This window comes from Synechococcus sp. BIOS-U3-1 (assembly GCF_014279975.1).
In the GTDB taxonomy this organism is placed as follows: Bacteria; Cyanobacteriota; Cyanobacteriia; order PCC-6307; family Cyanobiaceae; genus Synechococcus_C.
Genome location: NZ_CP047936.1, coordinates 2,013,645 through 2,029,057, shown reverse-complemented (window position 1 = coordinate 2,029,057; position 15,413 = coordinate 2,013,645). Strand labels below are relative to the sequence as shown.

The window sequence follows — 15,413 nt, the reverse complement described above, 5'->3', positions numbered from 1 at the left end:
TAACTGCTCATCGACGCTTGTTACCAATATGTTTCCTATGAGCGAATGGTGAATATGGCGATTTGATTTGCATCCCCGTTTTCTTGAGCGGGGTTTTTATTACCGCTTAGCGTCTGTGAACAACGTCATTTCGAGATGGTGTTTCTATTTAAAGAAACACCCAATGAGTAATAGTCAACTCACCCTGGAACAATTGAAAACGATCAGCGGTTTCGCTGCTTTCGTGGAACTTTGAGTTATCCTGCCACTCTTTCACCAGCCTCGTCTCCGTAACCGTAACGGTGCCAACTCTTGCTCTAGAGGTAAGAGCAACGGAGTTAATCCGTTTCATTTTTTTATTGCCTGTAAGAGTTGGCCTGCATTGAGTGATCAGCCTTAACCTCGATCGTTGATCACCAACTGGGCAAGCCCTCTCCCAGTTCGACATACTCATCATCATTGTGGCCGGGATTGATCTCCGCAGTGATACTTAGTGTCTTGTTCCACGGATAGTCGTGGCTCTGTCCTTGAGTAAACAGAGGTAAGGGCACCAATGCATATTGCCCCGCTTCCACGCCAGTGCTTAGACAGTAAAAACCCCGCAATTGGCGGGGCATGCTTGGTGTGAATGGTTCAGTCGAGAAGGGGTCTTCCCTCCAATGTATCCATCCTTAAGGAAATGAACTGAATCCATATCCCCCATTCAGGTGATTTTCTTGGCACTGAGCTCCTCCTTTTGGGTCGCCCCCTCAGACCAGCCAGCTCGTTTCATCTTTGGATGGAATTTGGAATAGTACTTTTGAATTCTCAGCAAATTTATACCAGTCAGCCACATGCTCGGCATAACCATGCCAGATGTTTTCTTCGATGCGAAGGCTGAAGATTGCTTCTCCTGATTGAGATGTGATCTTCAGTCTTATTCCTCCGCTTCGACGGAGAACCCACGCTCCATCCTCATTGTCTGGGTCAATAAGGGCATCGTGCTGCTCTTTGGTGATGAACTCAGTCTTCAATTGATTCTTGGTGCAGTAATCAGCTAGTGCCATGAGCTCTGAAATCCCATTCAGCCTGTGCATTTGCTGAATCGTTTGAAGCTTTTCCTCTACACAGTCGGCCGTTTGGTGCCACTCCATATCGCTTCAGTAGCTTGTCTCTGTTTTAGCCATGATCACCTCTTTGTGTACTCGAGATAGTTGGTCCCCACTCTTTAGGTTGGACGAAGTCATCAGTCTTTACTTCTTGCCGAGTCAAGACTGATGGTTGGATCCCTCACCATGATCCGCTACACCCTCATCGGGTTGTGTTGAGGTCGTAGTAAGTCAATGCCATTGAGTTGTGGTCGAAATTCATTGATTGTCGGCAGTGGGCCCTCATTACAGTTATCCGGACGGACCTGTCGGGGTGGTGTGTTCAAGGCAAATGACATAAGTCCACGCTATGAATGCTGTAGCGGCGATAACGAGCTATGCGTACACAGGGTTTGGTTGCATTGAAGCCGCTGTTATTGATTGGAATCATGATGTTCTCACCATTGGGCTGTCAGACAGGTCTTGCTGATCAGCCCCAGGGTGAGATGCGGGAAATCAGCAACGATCAGCTACAGCAGATTGCGAATAAAAAATTTGGTGAAGGTATCACAGCAGGTGCGAGCGTTATGTTGATAGGTGTCTATTGCAATCTTATTTTGGATGATCTACTGAGTAAGGAAGAGGCGCAAAAGCATATCAATAAGACGTATAAAGTCACGACCAAGGGGATGCTCAATATTGGAATTATTAATAATAATTTGAGAAAAAATCAATGGTGCGATCTGCTTGTGGAAGAGCGATGAAGCTTTTTGCTTTAATTGTGCTTTTGAAATAGCATCATCATCAATCTTTTGTTTTTAATCAGTTTTGCTCATGAAGCTCTTCTCGTTAATCTGTGCTCTTTTTCTGGCATCCTCAGGAGCTTTGGCTCAAGAAGTTTATCAAGAATTTACGGATAATTTGCGGAAGCAAAATCAACGGGGATGCGATACATCGTATGTTGGAGGTTATGTTTCCCTTTACCAAGCATTGACTTTGTTGTGTAATCTTAGAAAGGATGAGGCTATTTCGAATGCTGACTTCATACGGTATTCAGAAGATGTCATTGAAGTTTTGGGTTCCAAAGAGTCTTCAAATATTCAAGCTGCGCTTCTGTACGCACGAGAGACTTGTAAGGCACAGAGCGTGGAGTTGCCCAAAAAGCGCTAGGGCTCTGAGCTTGATCTAAAATCTATCGTTTTAGAATTATGAAGGAAAATTAGATTTAACTCTTTAAGTTGTTGAATTCGGAGACTCATCTTGTTAATTGCTAATTCTATGTAGCTCGCTTAATGACATGGCTCATACTGATCAGCAATGTGCGGTCTTCGACAGCAGACTGCTGTTGGGGAAAGTTGAGCCAGTCACAAGAAAAATGCTTTGCTCCAGTGCCATTGAAGTCTGGAAAATGATGGATTCATCAGTGAGTTGAATCCATCTGAACTTGCATGCACCGAACGTGTGAAGCCAGTATGTCTTTCGAGGCGATTGACTAGCTGGCCTTGATGGCCAGCAGTCAGAAGTGCAGCCGGTGATTCGGTTTCTGCCGGCTTCGTGCTGTTATTCGAGTTCCATAAGGGATTCTCATTGACGAACCATGGTGTCCAACGCCAGTGAAGGGCACCTAGGGGAGGCCAGCAGAGTTGCTCTGTCGTCGTGATCTGCCATCAGGCCTGATTCTTCTTACATCGAGTTCTGGTGAGTTACCGATGGTGCTTTGTAAGGGTTTCGGGGTGTGCTCGTTGCGAGTTTTGTTTGGTTCCAGTTGGGGCGGTTTTTGGCTTTTATGGCTATGCCTATCTACATGGTCGGTCTTCTCCCTATCGAGAAACTTTGTGCAGGTCTAGAAAGGACTTATTCAATTCCGGTCATCACCACGAATACCGATCTCTTCAAATGCTAATGCAACTCCGATTGTGACTGCAGCATCGAAGTGACAAAAGCTGTGATCCACGATGGCAAACGCTTCTGCTGTGAACCATGTGCAGATGGATTCAGATGCGGTTGCTGTTGATTGCTTAACCTCTTAAACCTTAATGCCCTGCTTCAGATAGTGGGGCACTTGTTTGTTAGTTAATTTTAGATCTCTGATTTGCCACAATGATGAATGTTTTGATCGTCGTTAAAATGATGTTGCTAAGCTCACCGCACGTCCCAACGTAAGCCCTAGAACATTCAGCTTTACAATCGCGTGAAATAAATGAATTGATTTTGCACGTTTGGTGTTAAAGCTGACGTAGCTAGGCTGGTATTTGAAAAATGTATCAATAGAAAGATATAAATAATTTAGTGTTGTTCTCGGAATCTTGAATGTAATTGGCTCTGCCTCTGGCTTTGCTTTTTTGCTTATTGAGTATGAATAGTTTATTCTCCAGTACCACCAAGTAAATGAAACAACAACAATTGGCAGGAACAGCAACAATTCTGCCAAAAGTAGCTTTGGATCTTTGATGGGAGCTATGAGCAGAAGATTAATGGACATCAGCTCAGCAAGCCAGCATATTGATAAAAAGATTGCAAGAATATCTTTGCCTAATCGATCGCTCCGGCCAATTATTCCTAGTATGATTAGGCAAGCTGTTGTTAGAAGAAACAGACTGTTTAGTGGATGGCCAAGGGACGTAAGGCTGTTTAAAAATGAATTTGCGTTTGCCAGTAATTGCTTGACAAGGCCATCTTCTATGTTTGCAAGTGAAAGTGATCTGTTGAATGCGAACGAAAACAGGTATGAGATCATTAAAAAATAAACTTCTCTCGGTCTGGATAAATATTTTGCTAATGTATTTAGAATCATCAATTCTGTTCCGGTAGATTTTGTAATATTAGCGACATTCAAGCTGTTTGTATCTGAATGGCCCGTATAATTTGCATTGTTTTGAGTTTATGTTTTTTAGCCTTCAATCAATTCCGTAATTTCGGAGATTGCACTTCAGCAGCTGCTATGTTCAAATGCAGTCGAGTAGAGATCACACGGTTGGCTTGCTGCTGTCGGCTCTCCAGGGTGTGAAGTTGTTGCTGCGTGCAATTGCTATCTAGACCATGGCGCACCATGGGTGCGCCAATATCCAGCTTCCCTGTCAACGATTCGCTGCGAATCAGTTTAGGTGCTGGTCTCATGGGATTGTTAGCTTAAAACTAATCAGTAACTATCCTGATGAGACTTTCTTTAGGCGACTGAGCTTTTTACTGTTCTGAGTGACAAACGACCACCAGAAAGTGAATTATGCAAAAGGTCTTGTATATAACGACGACCTGCTGTTTGGGCTTCTTGAATCGACCTAAAATTGCCAACAAAGTCGTAGTCAGAACCATCAATAGTTGCAGAGACTGCGTATAAACCTTTGGTCACTTTATGTATGCTCCATCGCAGGAAGCAGGCTGGACTTTTCTTTGATGCATTCATGCGCGTCTCCATTTTGTTCATCGACCTTATTCTCGTTCAGCAAAAATAAGTTGATCAATTTATTATTTCGCAAATGAGTATTTATTTTTTCTTCCGTATTAGAGGGCTGTTTGGCGCCTCCTGTTGTTGTGTTATGTCTTGATCGGTTGATTGACTCTCTCCGTATGAGGCCTGTGTAGGGCTTTGGTGCTAGGCGTTATTTGTTGTTTACGCGAGTAACCCCAATGAGTATTTTGCCCCATGAGTATATTACTAGGTAGTTTATTCATCGATACAAAATAATTGACTTTCTAGTGGAAGGCCTCCTATAGAGCATTCACTCGGGAGCCAACAATGTATGACTTGAAAAAAGAACCCCTTCAAAGTTCTATTACTGAAAGGTGGGATGCGCTTGAAGATTATTTCGTCTGCATCACGGAATGCGACTTAAATGATGAATATTGCATTACTAGCTGTCTTGTCAATCATTTAAAAATTGATGACGGATCAGAATGTTTTGTGGCGTCATAGCCGGAGTGATTTAGTCCGAGTTGGTCATACTTCTCTCCAGTTTAACAAACTCCTCATCGCTAAGGCCAGGGATAATCGTCGCCGTGATGCCGAGATCCCTTGTTCGGGGTAGGTGTGCTTCTGTACTGCTGTCATGTTGTCGGCTTCTATCAGCAGCATGCCTCCACCGGTATGAGGGTGGATCTGACGTGCCAGTACTTTGAATCCTGCAAATTCATCCAAGGGCGTGCGGTTGCTGATGTAATCACCGATGGCACTGGCGTATTCCCTACTAGGAACCGGAGCGCGTTCTGGTTCACTGCCGCCTATCAGTTCCACCCAGGGAGCATCCAGCCGCTCTAGATCAGCCAACCACTGCAATCACCTTTTTCCATATGAGTGCTGGTGGTTTCCTGCATGGGCTCGGAATGAAAAGTCCTTAGTTTGCCCAGCATCCGCTAAGTAGTTTGTCCATCGTTGTGGGTTGCCAAATCAGGTCCGCTCACGTGTTGACCGCCATTCACTAACAAATGGCTTTGGCTGGCTTCACATCGCCCAGATGGGTGAGTTGTGCTGTTTCAGGAACGAGATGGCCGTACCCATAACCCTTAGTTCGAATACTTGCATTTTTCGTGTAACTTTAATTGAACAAGTAGAATGGAAGGCCTTCCGTGGAATTATGCAATTGATTCATATAATTTCTTGGGCAGGCTATGCAGCACTCCTCCTTTTGGTCATTGGATTTACTTTTGCATCTGGCTATTCCTGCCCTAGCAGGAAAACTTCTTTTATTCCTGGCTTCGTCGTTGGCTTCATATTCGGTGGATTTTATTTGACAAGTTTTCTGATTGCACTTCCGTTTTCCTTGGTATCATTCAGTGGTTATGCCGCCAAGCAGCACAGTATCTTTAAATGAAAATCACTGAACAAATAGTCCTCAAAGCCTGTGGTGCTGGAGCAGGAACCTTGATGTTGTTTGCAGCTGGTTTCAGTCTTGGCAGTCACCTTGAGAGAGAACAAGGTTGCAGAGCTGGTCTACCAATTCAACTTGAAAAAGGTGCCGTTGTATTGGCCTTTAGCCTCGTATTCGGATTTGGTATATATGATGTGACCCAGAGAAAAGATAAATGATGTTTTGCTCGCTACTGGTCGGTGATTAGCCAGTAGTGAGTGGATGCTCAGCCACAACCCGATGAGGCATGGTTAGATGAAGGTGGCAATGCCAATAGGGGATATCTGATCCGGTAGAACCGGTGGGATCACTATGAGAGCTAACGTGAGTTGTTACCGGAAACCCTCAAGACAAGCATCATTTTGATCGCAGTTTTTGTGGATTTCTAGTGGTCAATCCAGGCGTTTGTAGTCATCGGACTTTTGATTTGGGTGGGTGTTTATCTCTTGTCAGGAAAAGCTTTTAAGGTTTGAATAAGACAGAATCTCATTGCTCAACCTTCCGGACGAGCCCTGTTGTAGCAAAACACCGAATCTTTTTATAATGCTTCATTACATCAGGAGTTCGTAAGCACTGTGTCCAGAAAATATAATCAAAAACTTGTTGACTTCCTTATTACTTGGGGGATGTTGTTGGTTTGGCTTTTGACGACTTGTGTCCTGGGCAGTGTTGGAGTTTGGGTCGGGTTGAAATGCTTTGATGCTTGGCCTGATCGAATCGTTTGCGCTGTTGTAATCAATGCCCCGGTTATTATTTGCCTGCTCCTGTGGAAGTTGATCTGGGGGAAGCTCATCAAAATCGGCTATTGGGTGCATGAAAAAAGGATGAAAAGACTTCGTCGTCAAGGTAAGCAGGTTTCTTTTTTGGGATTTTGAAACTCTCAGAGCGGGGCGATCAGGTGGGACAATATTGATCTGATGCCCCATCCTCTGCCGAAGACTCCAGGGTGATAAAAAACGAACTGCAGCTTCTCCCTCTTGCCTTCAACATCTAATCAATGCTGACCCCTTGATTTTTTGTCATTGGGTAGACAGTTTCATTGAAGCAACCAAAATATATGAATTGATGTATCCAAATGCGCCTCGCTGTAATCGGAGCCTCGGGCCACTGCGGTCGCCAGCTAGTTGTACAAATCCTCGATCGAGGTTTAATCCCAAGCGGTGGGACGCTCCAGCTGGTCGGACATCATGGGGACGTCAGTGAGATGGGTGTTCACGCGCTTCGCGCAGATCTCACTGATGCCTTTTGTGATAACGCTCCATCCATCGAGGTGGTTATTGACCCTGAGTGCATCAACGCCGATGTGGTGGTGATGTTGGCTGGGCGTACCCTCAGCACAAACCCAACAGAAAAGGCCGACCGCGCTCAGCTAGGGAAAGACAACGCCGAGCTTTTCGAACAATATGCAATTGCCCTTGCAAGTAGCTCAGAGCCACCTCTTGTCATTGTTCAGTCCAATCCAGTGGAATTAGGTGTTCAAATCTTTGCTGAAGCTCTGGGCCGGCATCGAGTCATCGGAGCTGGTGCTTGGTCAGACACACTTCGCTTCCGAGCAGAGCTGGCCAGGGACCTAGATGTGCGGCGAACCCACATTCGTGCTTGGACTCTTGGGCAACATGGCGATCACCTTGTTCCGTGTATTAGTCAAATTGAAGCGTCAGGGATTCCACAATGGCGTTTAGCAAGCCTTCAGTCTGAGTTGAAGCGATGCGGATCTTCAGTTGACTACCCATTAAGACTTCAAGATGGACGTAAAATCCTGCTACATCATCTAGAGCAAAACGAATGGCAGCAAGCAGAGACGTTTCTCAATAGATGTACAGCGGATCTTCGAACAGGTTTACGGCCTTTTCTCACTCACTTCACCAGCCGGGGACATACGACTGAGGTCATGACAGCTCATGCAGTGACCGACTTAGTGGCATGCTTGGCTGAAGCCAGGCCGCAAGTGATAGCCGCACAAGTTCTCTTGAAAGGAGAGTTGGCCAACTGTGGAGACAGTGTCCTTGGCGTTCCTGTTCTTTTGGGTGTACATGGCTGGGATAAGGTTTACGAACTGGATCTTGATAAAGACGAACTAAAAGCCCTTCAACAAGCCGCCAAAGCCATCAACGATGCAACGATGACGTGTCGTAAATAGCGATATTTCTTCAAAAGTAGAAGGTCCGTTTACATGATGTGATTACCAAAGAAAATGGTGGCCATCGTCTGGATTTATTGGTGGCAATACATTGAACTGCTCGCGTACTGTTGATAGAGGAAGATGTGCTAGCTGGAAGTGATCAACCAAAGAGAAATCACCATTGCAGCAACTCCCTCTGGCCAGCTCACTCGAAAGCAGATGTGCAGCCGAAGAGTTGTCAAGGCTTGCATCGTCAGGATGAAGGGTTGGATTGACGCTGACGAAACCGGCCTCATGAGTTATTAATGAGGCCAAAAGAGCGCTTTCATTTATTTGATTAGGCCCCATCGCAAGCTGAAAAGCACTTAATGCTATTTCTCCGGCAGGCGTAATTGAGATTCCAGAAATGACATGTGTCATGTCATGAGCGACATAGAGACTATTTAGTGCGCATAGTTGAGATCCTGGGACAGGAAATCCAAAGTGTTTGTAGTAGAAAATTAATGCCCAGCCAAGGCTTGTTTCGGGTAAATCAGAGAATGACTCAATCCTCTTTGCTAAATTTTGAAGGTTATCAATAGTTGATAAATCTTGCCCTGCTAGTTCAGGCTCGCTTCTTGAAGGAAGATACTTATTGAATATTCGGTTTGCATCCTCAGCGGCTTTTTTGACCCCAGAATGCAAGTAATCTCGAGTCACTTGCAGTGCATCGCTCGTCACGCCTAGAGATTCGGAATAATTTTCGCCCAGACGAAGTTGTTCTTTTGTCTGAGGGTGCCTGCACAATTCCAGCATCATTTGCAAGTTGTGAAAAACTCTCCGAGTAGATTGATCCTTGACAGTAACTGCAAGCTCTAAGGAATTAATTGGACCTAATGTATGTATTTTTAGGTCAGGCCGGTTCCATAAATTATCAAGTAACGATTGGATCAGCCTTAACTGTTCCTGTGTTGCCCCCTCAGGCGTCGAAACTGACCCAAGAAGTCCGCGAGCCACAACAGCAACAGATCCAGGTTCAACGAAGAAGCTCAAAGACAATGACAAATCATGTTTTCTAACACTAGCCTGGAAGATTTGATTTCTCAACTCATGCGGGTAGAAGCAAAACTTGAAACTGGATCTATATCTCAATAGTGGCTCTAGCGATTACATGCGTTGCAATCGTTGCTTCATGTATGAGCATGCATTGTTGTTGCTGTTAGGAGAAGTGAAATCATCGTGATCAAGCCAAGCGACAGCCATGCAAGTCGAGATTGATTAGGACTGGGAAGCTCTTCCCGAAAAACGCTGATTAATAAACCACCACCAACAAATGCCGTAGCCACAGCCAATGTTAAGTCAGAAATTGGATGCAAAATCGCGGCGTGAACCGCGCCTAAAATAAGGGCAGCGCTGCCGATCCAGCGGAAACGCTTCCGAAAAACTTTTTTGTGGTTTTTATCTAATACTCTATCTGCGAGTAAGATATGTGCACTTATTGCTACTGTATATAATAGTCCATAGATGATTCCGGTTGTTAGTAACGACGGCAAGGAGTAGGCGTAGAGGTAGTTGACTAGAGCAAATAGAGCTAGACGAACAATACCTGCCCATTGAGTACTAGATGGATTCTGTGTGCTAATGACACCCAATGCATACGGAATCAAGACTCCCAGCAAAACGATTAGGAACAGTAGGCTCTCGGTTAATGCATTTGGCACGTAAGGGCTCATCTCAACAGCTTGGCTTATGTCACCACCTCCGCTCGCTAGTTCAGGCAACAGATGAACAAAAATGTATCCCAAGCTAGCCCCGCCTCCAATTGATGCCCAGCGGATTTGCACTTTCTCTGGTTGATACGAGATCAAACTTGCCAACCAATGACAGCTTCCAATAGCGCCAATGCAGATAATGACTAAAGACCAGAAACTCATCTAGCTAAAGCAGGCATTTGCACTCTTGATAGCAACATTTCCTGCGCTATGAAGCTGTTCTTGCTTGGCGGGCTCCGATTTCAGCTTTAAGAAAAGCTCCCTCGATTACCTCGCTAGCGGCAAGCCGAAGGATGAAGAACCCGGATTTAAGACCTTAACGAGAATGTTCATGCTCCAGAATGGCCTACCGAATTTGCCACCGCCGCCGGAGCCAGATTGCTCTCGATAGCTCTAGGAATTACCTCTTTGGCTTTCTGATTCTCCGCTAATCAGGTCATGAACAGCATCAGCAATTTTTTCTCGATTAGCGTTTTCATAGATCCACATCGCCATCGCTCCTGTAGCTGCACCCATGCCCCATGCGAGGAGAAGCGGGGCACCGCCACCATTCAGCTGTTGAAGATCGGATAGTTGAAGCTGTTGGTCGACGGTTTCAGTCGTGAAAGCAGTAGTCATGGTTCGTTGTTGGTGGGTGGTGGTGTGGAGGTCATCCCTTCGACTCATGCAGCATCTCCCTAATCAATGGCTGATGTGATGACCACCATCAAGCGGTGCAGTGATGTTGCTCACAGCTGAAGCTAGGCAATAAAAAGCCCCGCGCTTGGCGGGGCTAATATTCACCAGTAACTCAACTCAGAAGTAGATGTATGTGTTGTGAATGGAGTTAAAGATGAAGTCTGATCACAGGCTATATGGTAATTATTGATTAACATACTCCTTCACTTCTTCATGAATGAATTCAGCAATACCAGGGAGTCCGTTAAACCCAGGATCTACTATCGGTCTGGTGTAAACCAGGCAACCTGGCCATTTGCCAGAAGCTGGCCGACAATGACCTCTTGTGGAAGTTTTGAGCCAACAAGCTCACCACGAAGCGTTCCCTGCAATGCAATCCAAGCGCACTGAAGCCAAAGCCGGAGCAGCCGCGAAGCGTGCTGAAGACGCCAAGAAGTGATGGCCCACATCTATTGCTGTCGGCTTTTACGACAACCCGTGCTGGAGGCTACACAAACAGCTAGGAGTGCCGGCGCCTAAGGGTGAAGGAACGACCTCTGAGGTGCTCACTTCCTCGTGAGCAGTTGGTCTTTGGCACGACTCGTTTTGATCTGCTATCTGCACAGTTCGAGGATCAGTTCTCGGTTCAGCAGAAAGAGGCCGGGACCCATCAATCCAATCGCTTCTGCGAGTCCTTTCAGACTCTGCTGAGGACAAACAAGGACTGCCCGATAGTCGATAGGTGCCCACCAAAGAATGGTGTCGGCTGACTCCAACGTATTAATTGACTACAGGGGATCGAATTTCATGGACTCTTCGCCGACGTTTGGTGCTTGATCCATGGTCCCAAGCTCAATCAAACTCGCTTCTTGATCTACAACGCGATTCGACAAGGCAATGCCTTCATTCGAGCAAGCAGTCAAAAGCGAGATAACGCTTAAACAAACAACAAGTGCCATGGCAGATAGCGAACGCAGCATCGAAGTGAAGTAGGTCCTCACATGATGTCGCCTTTGTCCACCTCGGGATCTGTCCAGCCCATCTGCGTTGACGTCAGCTCAAAGGCGACGAGACGGCCACCACCCAAAGCACGCGCAATGGCAGAAGCGGAAGTGCTGGAAATGGGTCGATGGAGTCAGTGACGCGCCAATGAATCGTTGCTCACCCAGGTTGCAAACAACGCTCCACTGCATCGGTGCAGGCAGTGGTCGCCATTGAAGTACTAACTTCTGCGGCAGTCGGTGACGCCAAGGCTCCGGGGGAGCAAAAACTCGGCGCTTGGTGGGATTGGCGTAGTGCTTATCAAAGTAAACATCAGCCATCGCCAAAACCTAAGTGTTCAGCAAGGCAATTAATTGGACAATTTTGATCATTTAGATTGCACAATTTTATGCAAGAGAAGTAATGATCAATAACCTCAAGGCTGGGATCAAAGTAGTCGAGTTCACGCGTCGACTTCGTTGCTAATGATGTTTGATCTGTCATTGTTTTGAGACGCGAGTAGGGAGTAGAGACCCCGATGAATTGAGAATGACCACTCTTTGAGTGATTCTCGGAAGTTTTTTTGGTGAAAGTCGGAAGAAGATCAGTCGAGTTTCAGGTGAAGCCCACTGAACAGCTCTGGTGTGCTTCTCTTAAATGGCTCTGAACGACCTGCCTGTCTGGTTTAGTTCACGCGGAAGCCGGTTTTGTCATCGGTCCAGGGCATTAAATAACTCGCCGAATGGTGGGTGGTGACTGCTGCGAAGCTTTGCTGTAACTGACGCCCCCTGATGGATTCGAACTTTCGACCGACTGCTTAGAAGGAAAAAATTTTCCTGTCGTGCCAAGGGATTTCAAGGCTATGACTGGGTTTTATGGCCCAGAGGTCGACCTGGGATGTCCTTGAAAGGGACCAGAGTGGTCCCACTGCGACTAGGTGGGACCACTTTTTTCAGGATCGGCCGACTGCCTCGTGAGCAGTTGGCCTTTCCACGGCATCGGTTTCAGCATCCAGCCGATCGACCACCATCGCTCCCAGAAGCCGCTTGCTCGTCGAAGCCATGTGGGCCAGCAACAAAAACAGCATGACCGCCGCTCCCTCGGGGTCGCTTGCGGCCAGTGCATTCAGAAATGGCCCTTCGATTCGTTCCAGATCAGCCAACCCCTGCAGACACATCAGTTCGACTTTCGGGCTGGTGGTTTCTGGCATGAACAACTGATTGCAGGTCTCAGTTTGCCCAGTATTCGCAAGGCCGTTTCGCCATCGTGTCGGCATGCCAAGCAAGGACGACCCACTTGCGCACAGCAAAATTGTTTAGTGACGAAACTGCCGTATTGGTGGAACTGCTCAGGCGTTATCAATGAACCGTTTTCGACCAGCACTAATCGCTGCTGCGGGTTGCTGCTCGGCTTCTGTGGCTGTCGCTCGGCCCATCATTGGATTTCATGGAACATGCACTTTCAATGGCGTTTCAGAGGCTTGCTTCGTGCGGGAGGACACTGAGTCGTTCGAGGTGACCTACGCCAGCGACAACAAGCGTGTCATCTATTGGAAACCTGCTTCTGGTGAGATTTCAGTTGAAAGCGATGGCAAGGTTTTTCCCGCTACCTGGCAGGTGGATCGAAATAGAGACTTGACCATCTTTCGCACTAAAAACGGTGTTACTGAGATCCCCCATCGCAAACCCTCAAAGGCACGCTGACTCGCCATCGTTGATTGATGCCGAACAAGGACCGCCCGCTTGTTGATCGCCACGCACCGAAGAACGGTGTCGGCTGGTTGGTGAAAGATCAGAAGCAGCTGCTAAAAAGCTATGTTTTTGTCTTGCGAATCAGACCTGCCATGAGAAACCTCACTGCCATTACAACTATTGCTACTGCTTCGATGCTGATCTTATTACCCACTCAAGCTAAGCAATTTTGTCGACCTTGGGGGGTTCTTATTACAGCGGGAGAGGAATCGATCGAACTTCGTAAATCAGGTTCCGCGCTGTTCAAAAGTGACAACGGGTTCTCACTGGCCACCTGGGAACTCGGCGTAAAAAGCACTGATTACCAGGCGGTTCTAGTCACCGCACCCTGGATGTTAGGTGGGGAGATCATTGAATTCTCGGTCGATCACGATAATGTCCGCTGCTTGTTCAACTGATAAAGCTTTCGACGACTAATTCACCTTTCTATTTCTTCAGAGATTCCGTAACGCACGCCAGAGCCGCCAAAAGCAGAAGCAAGCTTTGTCACAACGCCATAGAAACATGCGACTTTGCTCCCGCAGAACCCGTCCGAAAAGGTCCTGAAACCGAACCTCGAAGGACGGTCGCCCCACTTCCATGCGTGATCCAGCGGGAATAGACCGAGCAGGTCCCACTCGGAGACACCCATGACTCAAGAACAACTCAATGCAATTCTCGTAAAACTCGAAGGTGACAGAAGCCTTCAGGAGAAAATCAAGGCTGCAAAGTCAACAGAAGAGGTTGTTGATACTGCGAGAGCAGAGGGTTTTGCGATATCTGCCAACCTTTTCAATCTACCCGTTAAAATTACAGAGGAGGAGCTTGAAGCTACAAACGCCGGACAGTTTGGATCTTGGTGCCAATGCCACCAAAATACGCACTGCAAAAACTATACGGCTGACAACTGAAGCCAAGTGAAATCAAGAATGCCCGCAAATAGCGGGTTTTTTTTGGGGAATCGTGGATGGGCCAGGTGATCCACTGCGGCGGCGGTGCCCGTGATCCGAGCATCCACAATCTCTTTCAGATCGCTGATGTGGATTCAGGCGTGATCCGCTGGGTCAACGCTGATTTCGTGACCCACATCCTCGCGAGGGCTCCGGGGCAATAAAAAGCCCCGCGCTTGGCGGGGCTGCTGAACCTCAACGGAGGCCAAGCAGATCAAGCGTCGGCCATCTCCACGACCAGCTCATCGAGGCGGAGAGACAGGTGCAGCTGATGCAGTGCGATGAGCTGCAGGCCACGGGCACAACCTCGGGCAAGGTTCTGCTGGATGTGGTCGCGATCCTCTGTGGTCAGATCAGGCTGCTTAAGGCAGTGGATGTGAGTTGCGATTTCATCGTTCACCGAGATGCCTGCTTCGAGCAAAACGGGGATTTCGAGAAACATGCAGGGTTCAGCAGCCGACCCTCATTTTTCGCTCCGAAGAGCTGCTTCTGGAGGAACAAAAGTGTTGGCCCAGCAGGCAGAAAAACCTCAAAAAGTCTGCGCTGCAGCAGATCTGAACATAAATGGGCCAACTATTGGGCTAGATGGTGTTTGCCTGAGAGCTAGAAGTCAAGCAGCGCATCAAATTTTGGCGATTCAATGCAGCGCCGTTTGAGCAGATGGTCTTTCGCTTGGTGGACAGACGAATTCGCCAGACTCCACCGATGCCAAACAAGGACCGTCCACTTGTTGACCGACATGCACCGAAGGACGGTGTCGGTTGGTTGTTGAACGACCAGGAGCAAAAGGTCTGCAGCTTCACCAACAGCAATCCAACAGCTCATGCCCAGTGGGTCGTCGTGGAGACCAGGCCATTACGCGGCAGTGCTCAGCCGGTCATTCGCAGGATGCTGCGCCACAACGCCATCGAGGCTTGGGAGACCATGCAGAAGTCAGGTGGCTGGAAACGCTGTCAGCCCAGGTGGTGACTTGTCCAAACTGGACTTACGGCATGGGATCAAGTCTTTCTGGATTTGGTCCGCACTCTTTGAGCATGAGAGCCTCGCCCTTTTTGAGAATTCGGTCCTTTCGTGCCCCGTCCAAAAGTGGTTCTGAGATCCATTGTCTGACCGCCCATCCCGCGCATACAGATTCCAATCCTTAGTGGACTGCGGCGTAAACAGGTCGTACCTCAAATGGTCGGCTGCATTGAAGAGTCGTTCAAGATGAATCTATTCTTGAGAGCGATCAGTCCCAAGCCTGAGCAGTTTGAAGTTGGGCACGAAGGCTTACCAACCCAACGCCATGACACCGAATGGCGCCGCAACTTTCAGGATTCGGCGGATGTTGTC

At 47.4% G+C, this 15,413-nt stretch carries 20 protein-coding genes; 9 read left to right on the top strand and 11 right to left on the bottom strand.

All coding sequences use genetic code 11. The features are described 5' to 3' along the window. Positions 1 to 728 precede the first annotated feature (728 nt). Positions 729 to 1,025, bottom strand: coding sequence for a hypothetical protein (locus SynBIOSU31_RS11170; RefSeq protein WP_186490081.1), 297 nt, complete (start codon positions 1,023 to 1,025; stop codon positions 729 to 731). A 419-nt stretch (positions 1,026 to 1,444) separates the two neighbouring features. Here SynBIOSU31_RS11170 and SynBIOSU31_RS11165 point away from each other — a divergent pair, with 419 nt between their 5' ends. Then, the gene (locus SynBIOSU31_RS11165) at positions 1,445 to 1,810 is read left to right on the top strand and encodes a hypothetical protein (protein WP_186490079.1); all 366 of its coding nucleotides are present in this window, start codon (positions 1,445 to 1,447) and stop codon (positions 1,808 to 1,810) included. Positions 1,811 to 3,168: 1,358 nt separating this feature from the next. Here the strand turns inward: SynBIOSU31_RS11165 and SynBIOSU31_RS11155 are convergent. Both SynBIOSU31_RS11155 and SynBIOSU31_RS11150 read right to left on the bottom strand, forming a co-directional pair. Beyond that, positions 3,169 to 3,882, bottom strand: a complete 714-nt coding sequence (locus SynBIOSU31_RS11155) for a hypothetical protein (protein WP_186490077.1) — start codon at positions 3,880 to 3,882, stop codon at positions 3,169 to 3,171. A 1,101-nt stretch (positions 3,883 to 4,983) separates the two neighbouring features. Then, a complete protein-coding gene (locus tag SynBIOSU31_RS11150) occupies positions 4,984 to 5,310 on the bottom strand; it encodes a DUF3303 domain-containing protein (protein WP_186490075.1) in 327 nt (108 codons plus the stop codon). Between the two features lie 112 nt (positions 5,311 to 5,422). On the opposite strand from SynBIOSU31_RS11150, the gene SynBIOSU31_RS11145 reads away from it, so the two are divergent. Both SynBIOSU31_RS11145 and SynBIOSU31_RS11140 read left to right on the top strand, forming a co-directional pair. Further along, the gene (locus SynBIOSU31_RS11145) at positions 5,423 to 5,854 is read left to right on the top strand and encodes a hypothetical protein (protein ID WP_186490073.1); all 432 of its coding nucleotides are present in this window, start codon (positions 5,423 to 5,425) and stop codon (positions 5,852 to 5,854) included. Beyond that, the gene (locus SynBIOSU31_RS11140; RefSeq protein ID WP_186490072.1) at positions 5,851 to 6,069 is read left to right on the top strand and encodes a hypothetical protein; all 219 of its coding nucleotides are present in this window, start codon (positions 5,851 to 5,853) and stop codon (positions 6,067 to 6,069) included. The genes SynBIOSU31_RS11145 and SynBIOSU31_RS11140 overlap by 4 nt, the downstream gene beginning before the upstream one ends. A gap of 372 nt (positions 6,070 to 6,441) precedes the next feature. Here the strand turns inward: SynBIOSU31_RS11140 and SynBIOSU31_RS11135 are convergent, their stop codons facing one another. Beyond that, complete coding sequence (locus SynBIOSU31_RS11135) at positions 6,442 to 6,816, bottom strand: hypothetical protein (protein WP_186490070.1); 375 nt, start codon at positions 6,814 to 6,816, stop codon at positions 6,442 to 6,444. Between the two features lie 149 nt (positions 6,817 to 6,965). Here SynBIOSU31_RS11135 and SynBIOSU31_RS11130 point away from each other — a divergent pair, with 149 nt between their 5' ends. Continuing rightward, positions 6,966 to 8,030 carry a lactate/malate family dehydrogenase gene (locus tag SynBIOSU31_RS11130; protein WP_186490067.1) on the top strand — a complete coding sequence of 355 codons (1,065 nt, stop codon included), beginning with the start codon at positions 6,966 to 6,968 and terminating at the stop codon, positions 8,028 to 8,030. A gap of 42 nt (positions 8,031 to 8,072) precedes the next feature. Here the strand turns inward: SynBIOSU31_RS11130 and SynBIOSU31_RS11125 are convergent, their stop codons facing one another. The 6 genes from SynBIOSU31_RS11125 to SynBIOSU31_RS11100 form a co-directional block, all read right to left on the bottom strand. After that, positions 8,073 to 9,098, bottom strand: coding sequence for a hypothetical protein (locus SynBIOSU31_RS11125; RefSeq protein ID WP_186490066.1), 1,026 nt, complete (start codon positions 9,096 to 9,098; stop codon positions 8,073 to 8,075). Positions 9,099 to 9,181: 83 nt separating this feature from the next. Next, positions 9,182 to 9,925 (bottom strand): hypothetical protein, encoded by a 744-nt coding sequence (locus SynBIOSU31_RS11120; RefSeq protein ID WP_186490065.1) that lies wholly within the window; start codon positions 9,923 to 9,925, stop codon positions 9,182 to 9,184. Between the two features lie 231 nt (positions 9,926 to 10,156). Next, the gene (locus SynBIOSU31_RS11115; protein WP_186490064.1) at positions 10,157 to 10,429 is read right to left on the bottom strand and encodes a hypothetical protein; all 273 of its coding nucleotides are present in this window, start codon (positions 10,427 to 10,429) and stop codon (positions 10,157 to 10,159) included. 779 nt (positions 10,430 to 11,208) lie between these two features. After that, positions 11,209 to 11,379 carry a hypothetical protein gene (locus SynBIOSU31_RS11110; protein ID WP_186490063.1) on the bottom strand — a complete coding sequence of 57 codons (171 nt, stop codon included), beginning with the start codon at positions 11,377 to 11,379 and terminating at the stop codon, positions 11,209 to 11,211. Between the two features lie 99 nt (positions 11,380 to 11,478). Next, the gene (locus tag SynBIOSU31_RS11105) at positions 11,479 to 11,742 is read right to left on the bottom strand and encodes a hypothetical protein (RefSeq protein ID WP_186490062.1); all 264 of its coding nucleotides are present in this window, start codon (positions 11,740 to 11,742) and stop codon (positions 11,479 to 11,481) included. A gap of 611 nt (positions 11,743 to 12,353) precedes the next feature. Then, positions 12,354 to 12,611 carry a hypothetical protein gene (locus SynBIOSU31_RS11100; RefSeq protein ID WP_186490061.1) on the bottom strand — a complete coding sequence of 86 codons (258 nt, stop codon included), beginning with the start codon at positions 12,609 to 12,611 and terminating at the stop codon, positions 12,354 to 12,356. A gap of 205 nt (positions 12,612 to 12,816) precedes the next feature. On the opposite strand from SynBIOSU31_RS11100, the gene SynBIOSU31_RS11095 reads away from it, so the two are divergent. The 4 genes from SynBIOSU31_RS11095 (at position 12,817) to SynBIOSU31_RS11080 (ending at position 14,245) form a co-directional block, all read left to right on the top strand. Continuing rightward, positions 12,817 to 13,104, top strand: a complete 288-nt coding sequence (locus SynBIOSU31_RS11095) for a hypothetical protein (RefSeq protein ID WP_186490059.1) — start codon at positions 12,817 to 12,819, stop codon at positions 13,102 to 13,104. A 17-nt stretch (positions 13,105 to 13,121) separates the two neighbouring features. Next, on the top strand, positions 13,122 to 13,550 hold the full coding sequence (locus tag SynBIOSU31_RS11090) for a hypothetical protein (RefSeq protein WP_186490057.1): 429 nt from the start codon (positions 13,122 to 13,124) through the stop codon (positions 13,548 to 13,550). Between the two features lie 231 nt (positions 13,551 to 13,781). Next, the gene (locus tag SynBIOSU31_RS11085; RefSeq protein WP_186490055.1) at positions 13,782 to 14,042 is read left to right on the top strand and encodes a Nif11-like leader peptide family RiPP precursor; all 261 of its coding nucleotides are present in this window, start codon (positions 13,782 to 13,784) and stop codon (positions 14,040 to 14,042) included. A gap of 56 nt (positions 14,043 to 14,098) precedes the next feature. Beyond that, positions 14,099 to 14,245 (top strand): DUF3104 domain-containing protein, encoded by a 147-nt coding sequence (locus SynBIOSU31_RS11080; RefSeq protein ID WP_186490048.1) that lies wholly within the window; start codon positions 14,099 to 14,101, stop codon positions 14,243 to 14,245. Positions 14,246 to 14,295: 50 nt separating this feature from the next. Here the strand turns inward: SynBIOSU31_RS11080 and SynBIOSU31_RS11075 are convergent, their stop codons facing one another. Next, positions 14,296 to 14,523 (bottom strand): hypothetical protein, encoded by a 228-nt coding sequence (locus SynBIOSU31_RS11075; protein WP_186490046.1) that lies wholly within the window; start codon positions 14,521 to 14,523, stop codon positions 14,296 to 14,298. Between the two features lie 218 nt (positions 14,524 to 14,741). On the opposite strand from SynBIOSU31_RS11075, the gene SynBIOSU31_RS11070 reads away from it, so the two are divergent. Further along, positions 14,742 to 15,050 (top strand): DUF1651 domain-containing protein, encoded by a 309-nt coding sequence (locus SynBIOSU31_RS11070; RefSeq protein WP_255477207.1) that lies wholly within the window; start codon positions 14,742 to 14,744, stop codon positions 15,048 to 15,050. Positions 15,051 to 15,413 lie beyond the last annotated feature (363 nt).

What these genes read in the sequence shown, in the direction of transcription:
- SynBIOSU31_RS11170 (WP_186490081.1), bottom strand. Translation starts at nt 1,025, where the DNA reads ATGGCACTAGCTGATTACTGCACCAAGAATCAATTGAAGACTGAGTTC.
- SynBIOSU31_RS11165 (WP_186490079.1), top strand. Translation starts at nt 1,445, where the DNA reads ATGCGTACACAGGGTTTGGTTGCATTGAAGCCGCTGTTATTGATTGGA.
- SynBIOSU31_RS11140 (WP_186490072.1), top strand. Translation starts at nt 5,851, where the DNA reads ATGAAAATCACTGAACAAATAGTCCTCAAAGCCTGTGGTGCTGGAGCA.
- SynBIOSU31_RS11135 (WP_186490070.1), bottom strand. Translation starts at nt 6,816, where the DNA reads ATGGGGCATCAGATCAATATTGTCCCACCTGATCGCCCCGCTCTGAGA.
- SynBIOSU31_RS11130 (WP_186490067.1), top strand. Translation starts at nt 6,966, where the DNA reads ATGCGCCTCGCTGTAATCGGAGCCTCGGGCCACTGCGGTCGCCAGCTA.
- SynBIOSU31_RS11120 (WP_186490065.1), bottom strand. Translation starts at nt 9,925, where the DNA reads ATGAGTTTCTGGTCTTTAGTCATTATCTGCATTGGCGCTATTGGAAGC.
- SynBIOSU31_RS11115 (WP_186490064.1), bottom strand. Translation starts at nt 10,429, where the DNA reads ATGAGTCGAAGGGATGACCTCCACACCACCACCCACCAACAACGAACC.
- SynBIOSU31_RS11110 (WP_186490063.1), bottom strand. Translation starts at nt 11,379, where the DNA reads ATGGCACTTGTTGTTTGTTTAAGCGTTATCTCGCTTTTGACTGCTTGC.
- SynBIOSU31_RS11105 (WP_186490062.1), bottom strand. Translation starts at nt 11,742, where the DNA reads ATGGCTGATGTTTACTTTGATAAGCACTACGCCAATCCCACCAAGCGC.
- SynBIOSU31_RS11100 (WP_186490061.1), bottom strand. Translation starts at nt 12,611, where the DNA reads ATGCCAGAAACCACCAGCCCGAAAGTCGAACTGATGTGTCTGCAGGGG.
- SynBIOSU31_RS11090 (WP_186490057.1), top strand. Translation starts at nt 13,122, where the DNA reads ATGCCGAACAAGGACCGCCCGCTTGTTGATCGCCACGCACCGAAGAAC.
- SynBIOSU31_RS11085 (WP_186490055.1), top strand. Translation starts at nt 13,782, where the DNA reads ATGACTCAAGAACAACTCAATGCAATTCTCGTAAAACTCGAAGGTGAC.
- SynBIOSU31_RS11080 (WP_186490048.1), top strand. Translation starts at nt 14,099, where the DNA reads ATGGGCCAGGTGATCCACTGCGGCGGCGGTGCCCGTGATCCGAGCATC.
- SynBIOSU31_RS11075 (WP_186490046.1), bottom strand. Translation starts at nt 14,523, where the DNA reads ATGTTTCTCGAAATCCCCGTTTTGCTCGAAGCAGGCATCTCGGTGAAC.
- SynBIOSU31_RS11070 (WP_255477207.1), top strand. Translation starts at nt 14,742, where the DNA reads ATGGTCTTTCGCTTGGTGGACAGACGAATTCGCCAGACTCCACCGATG.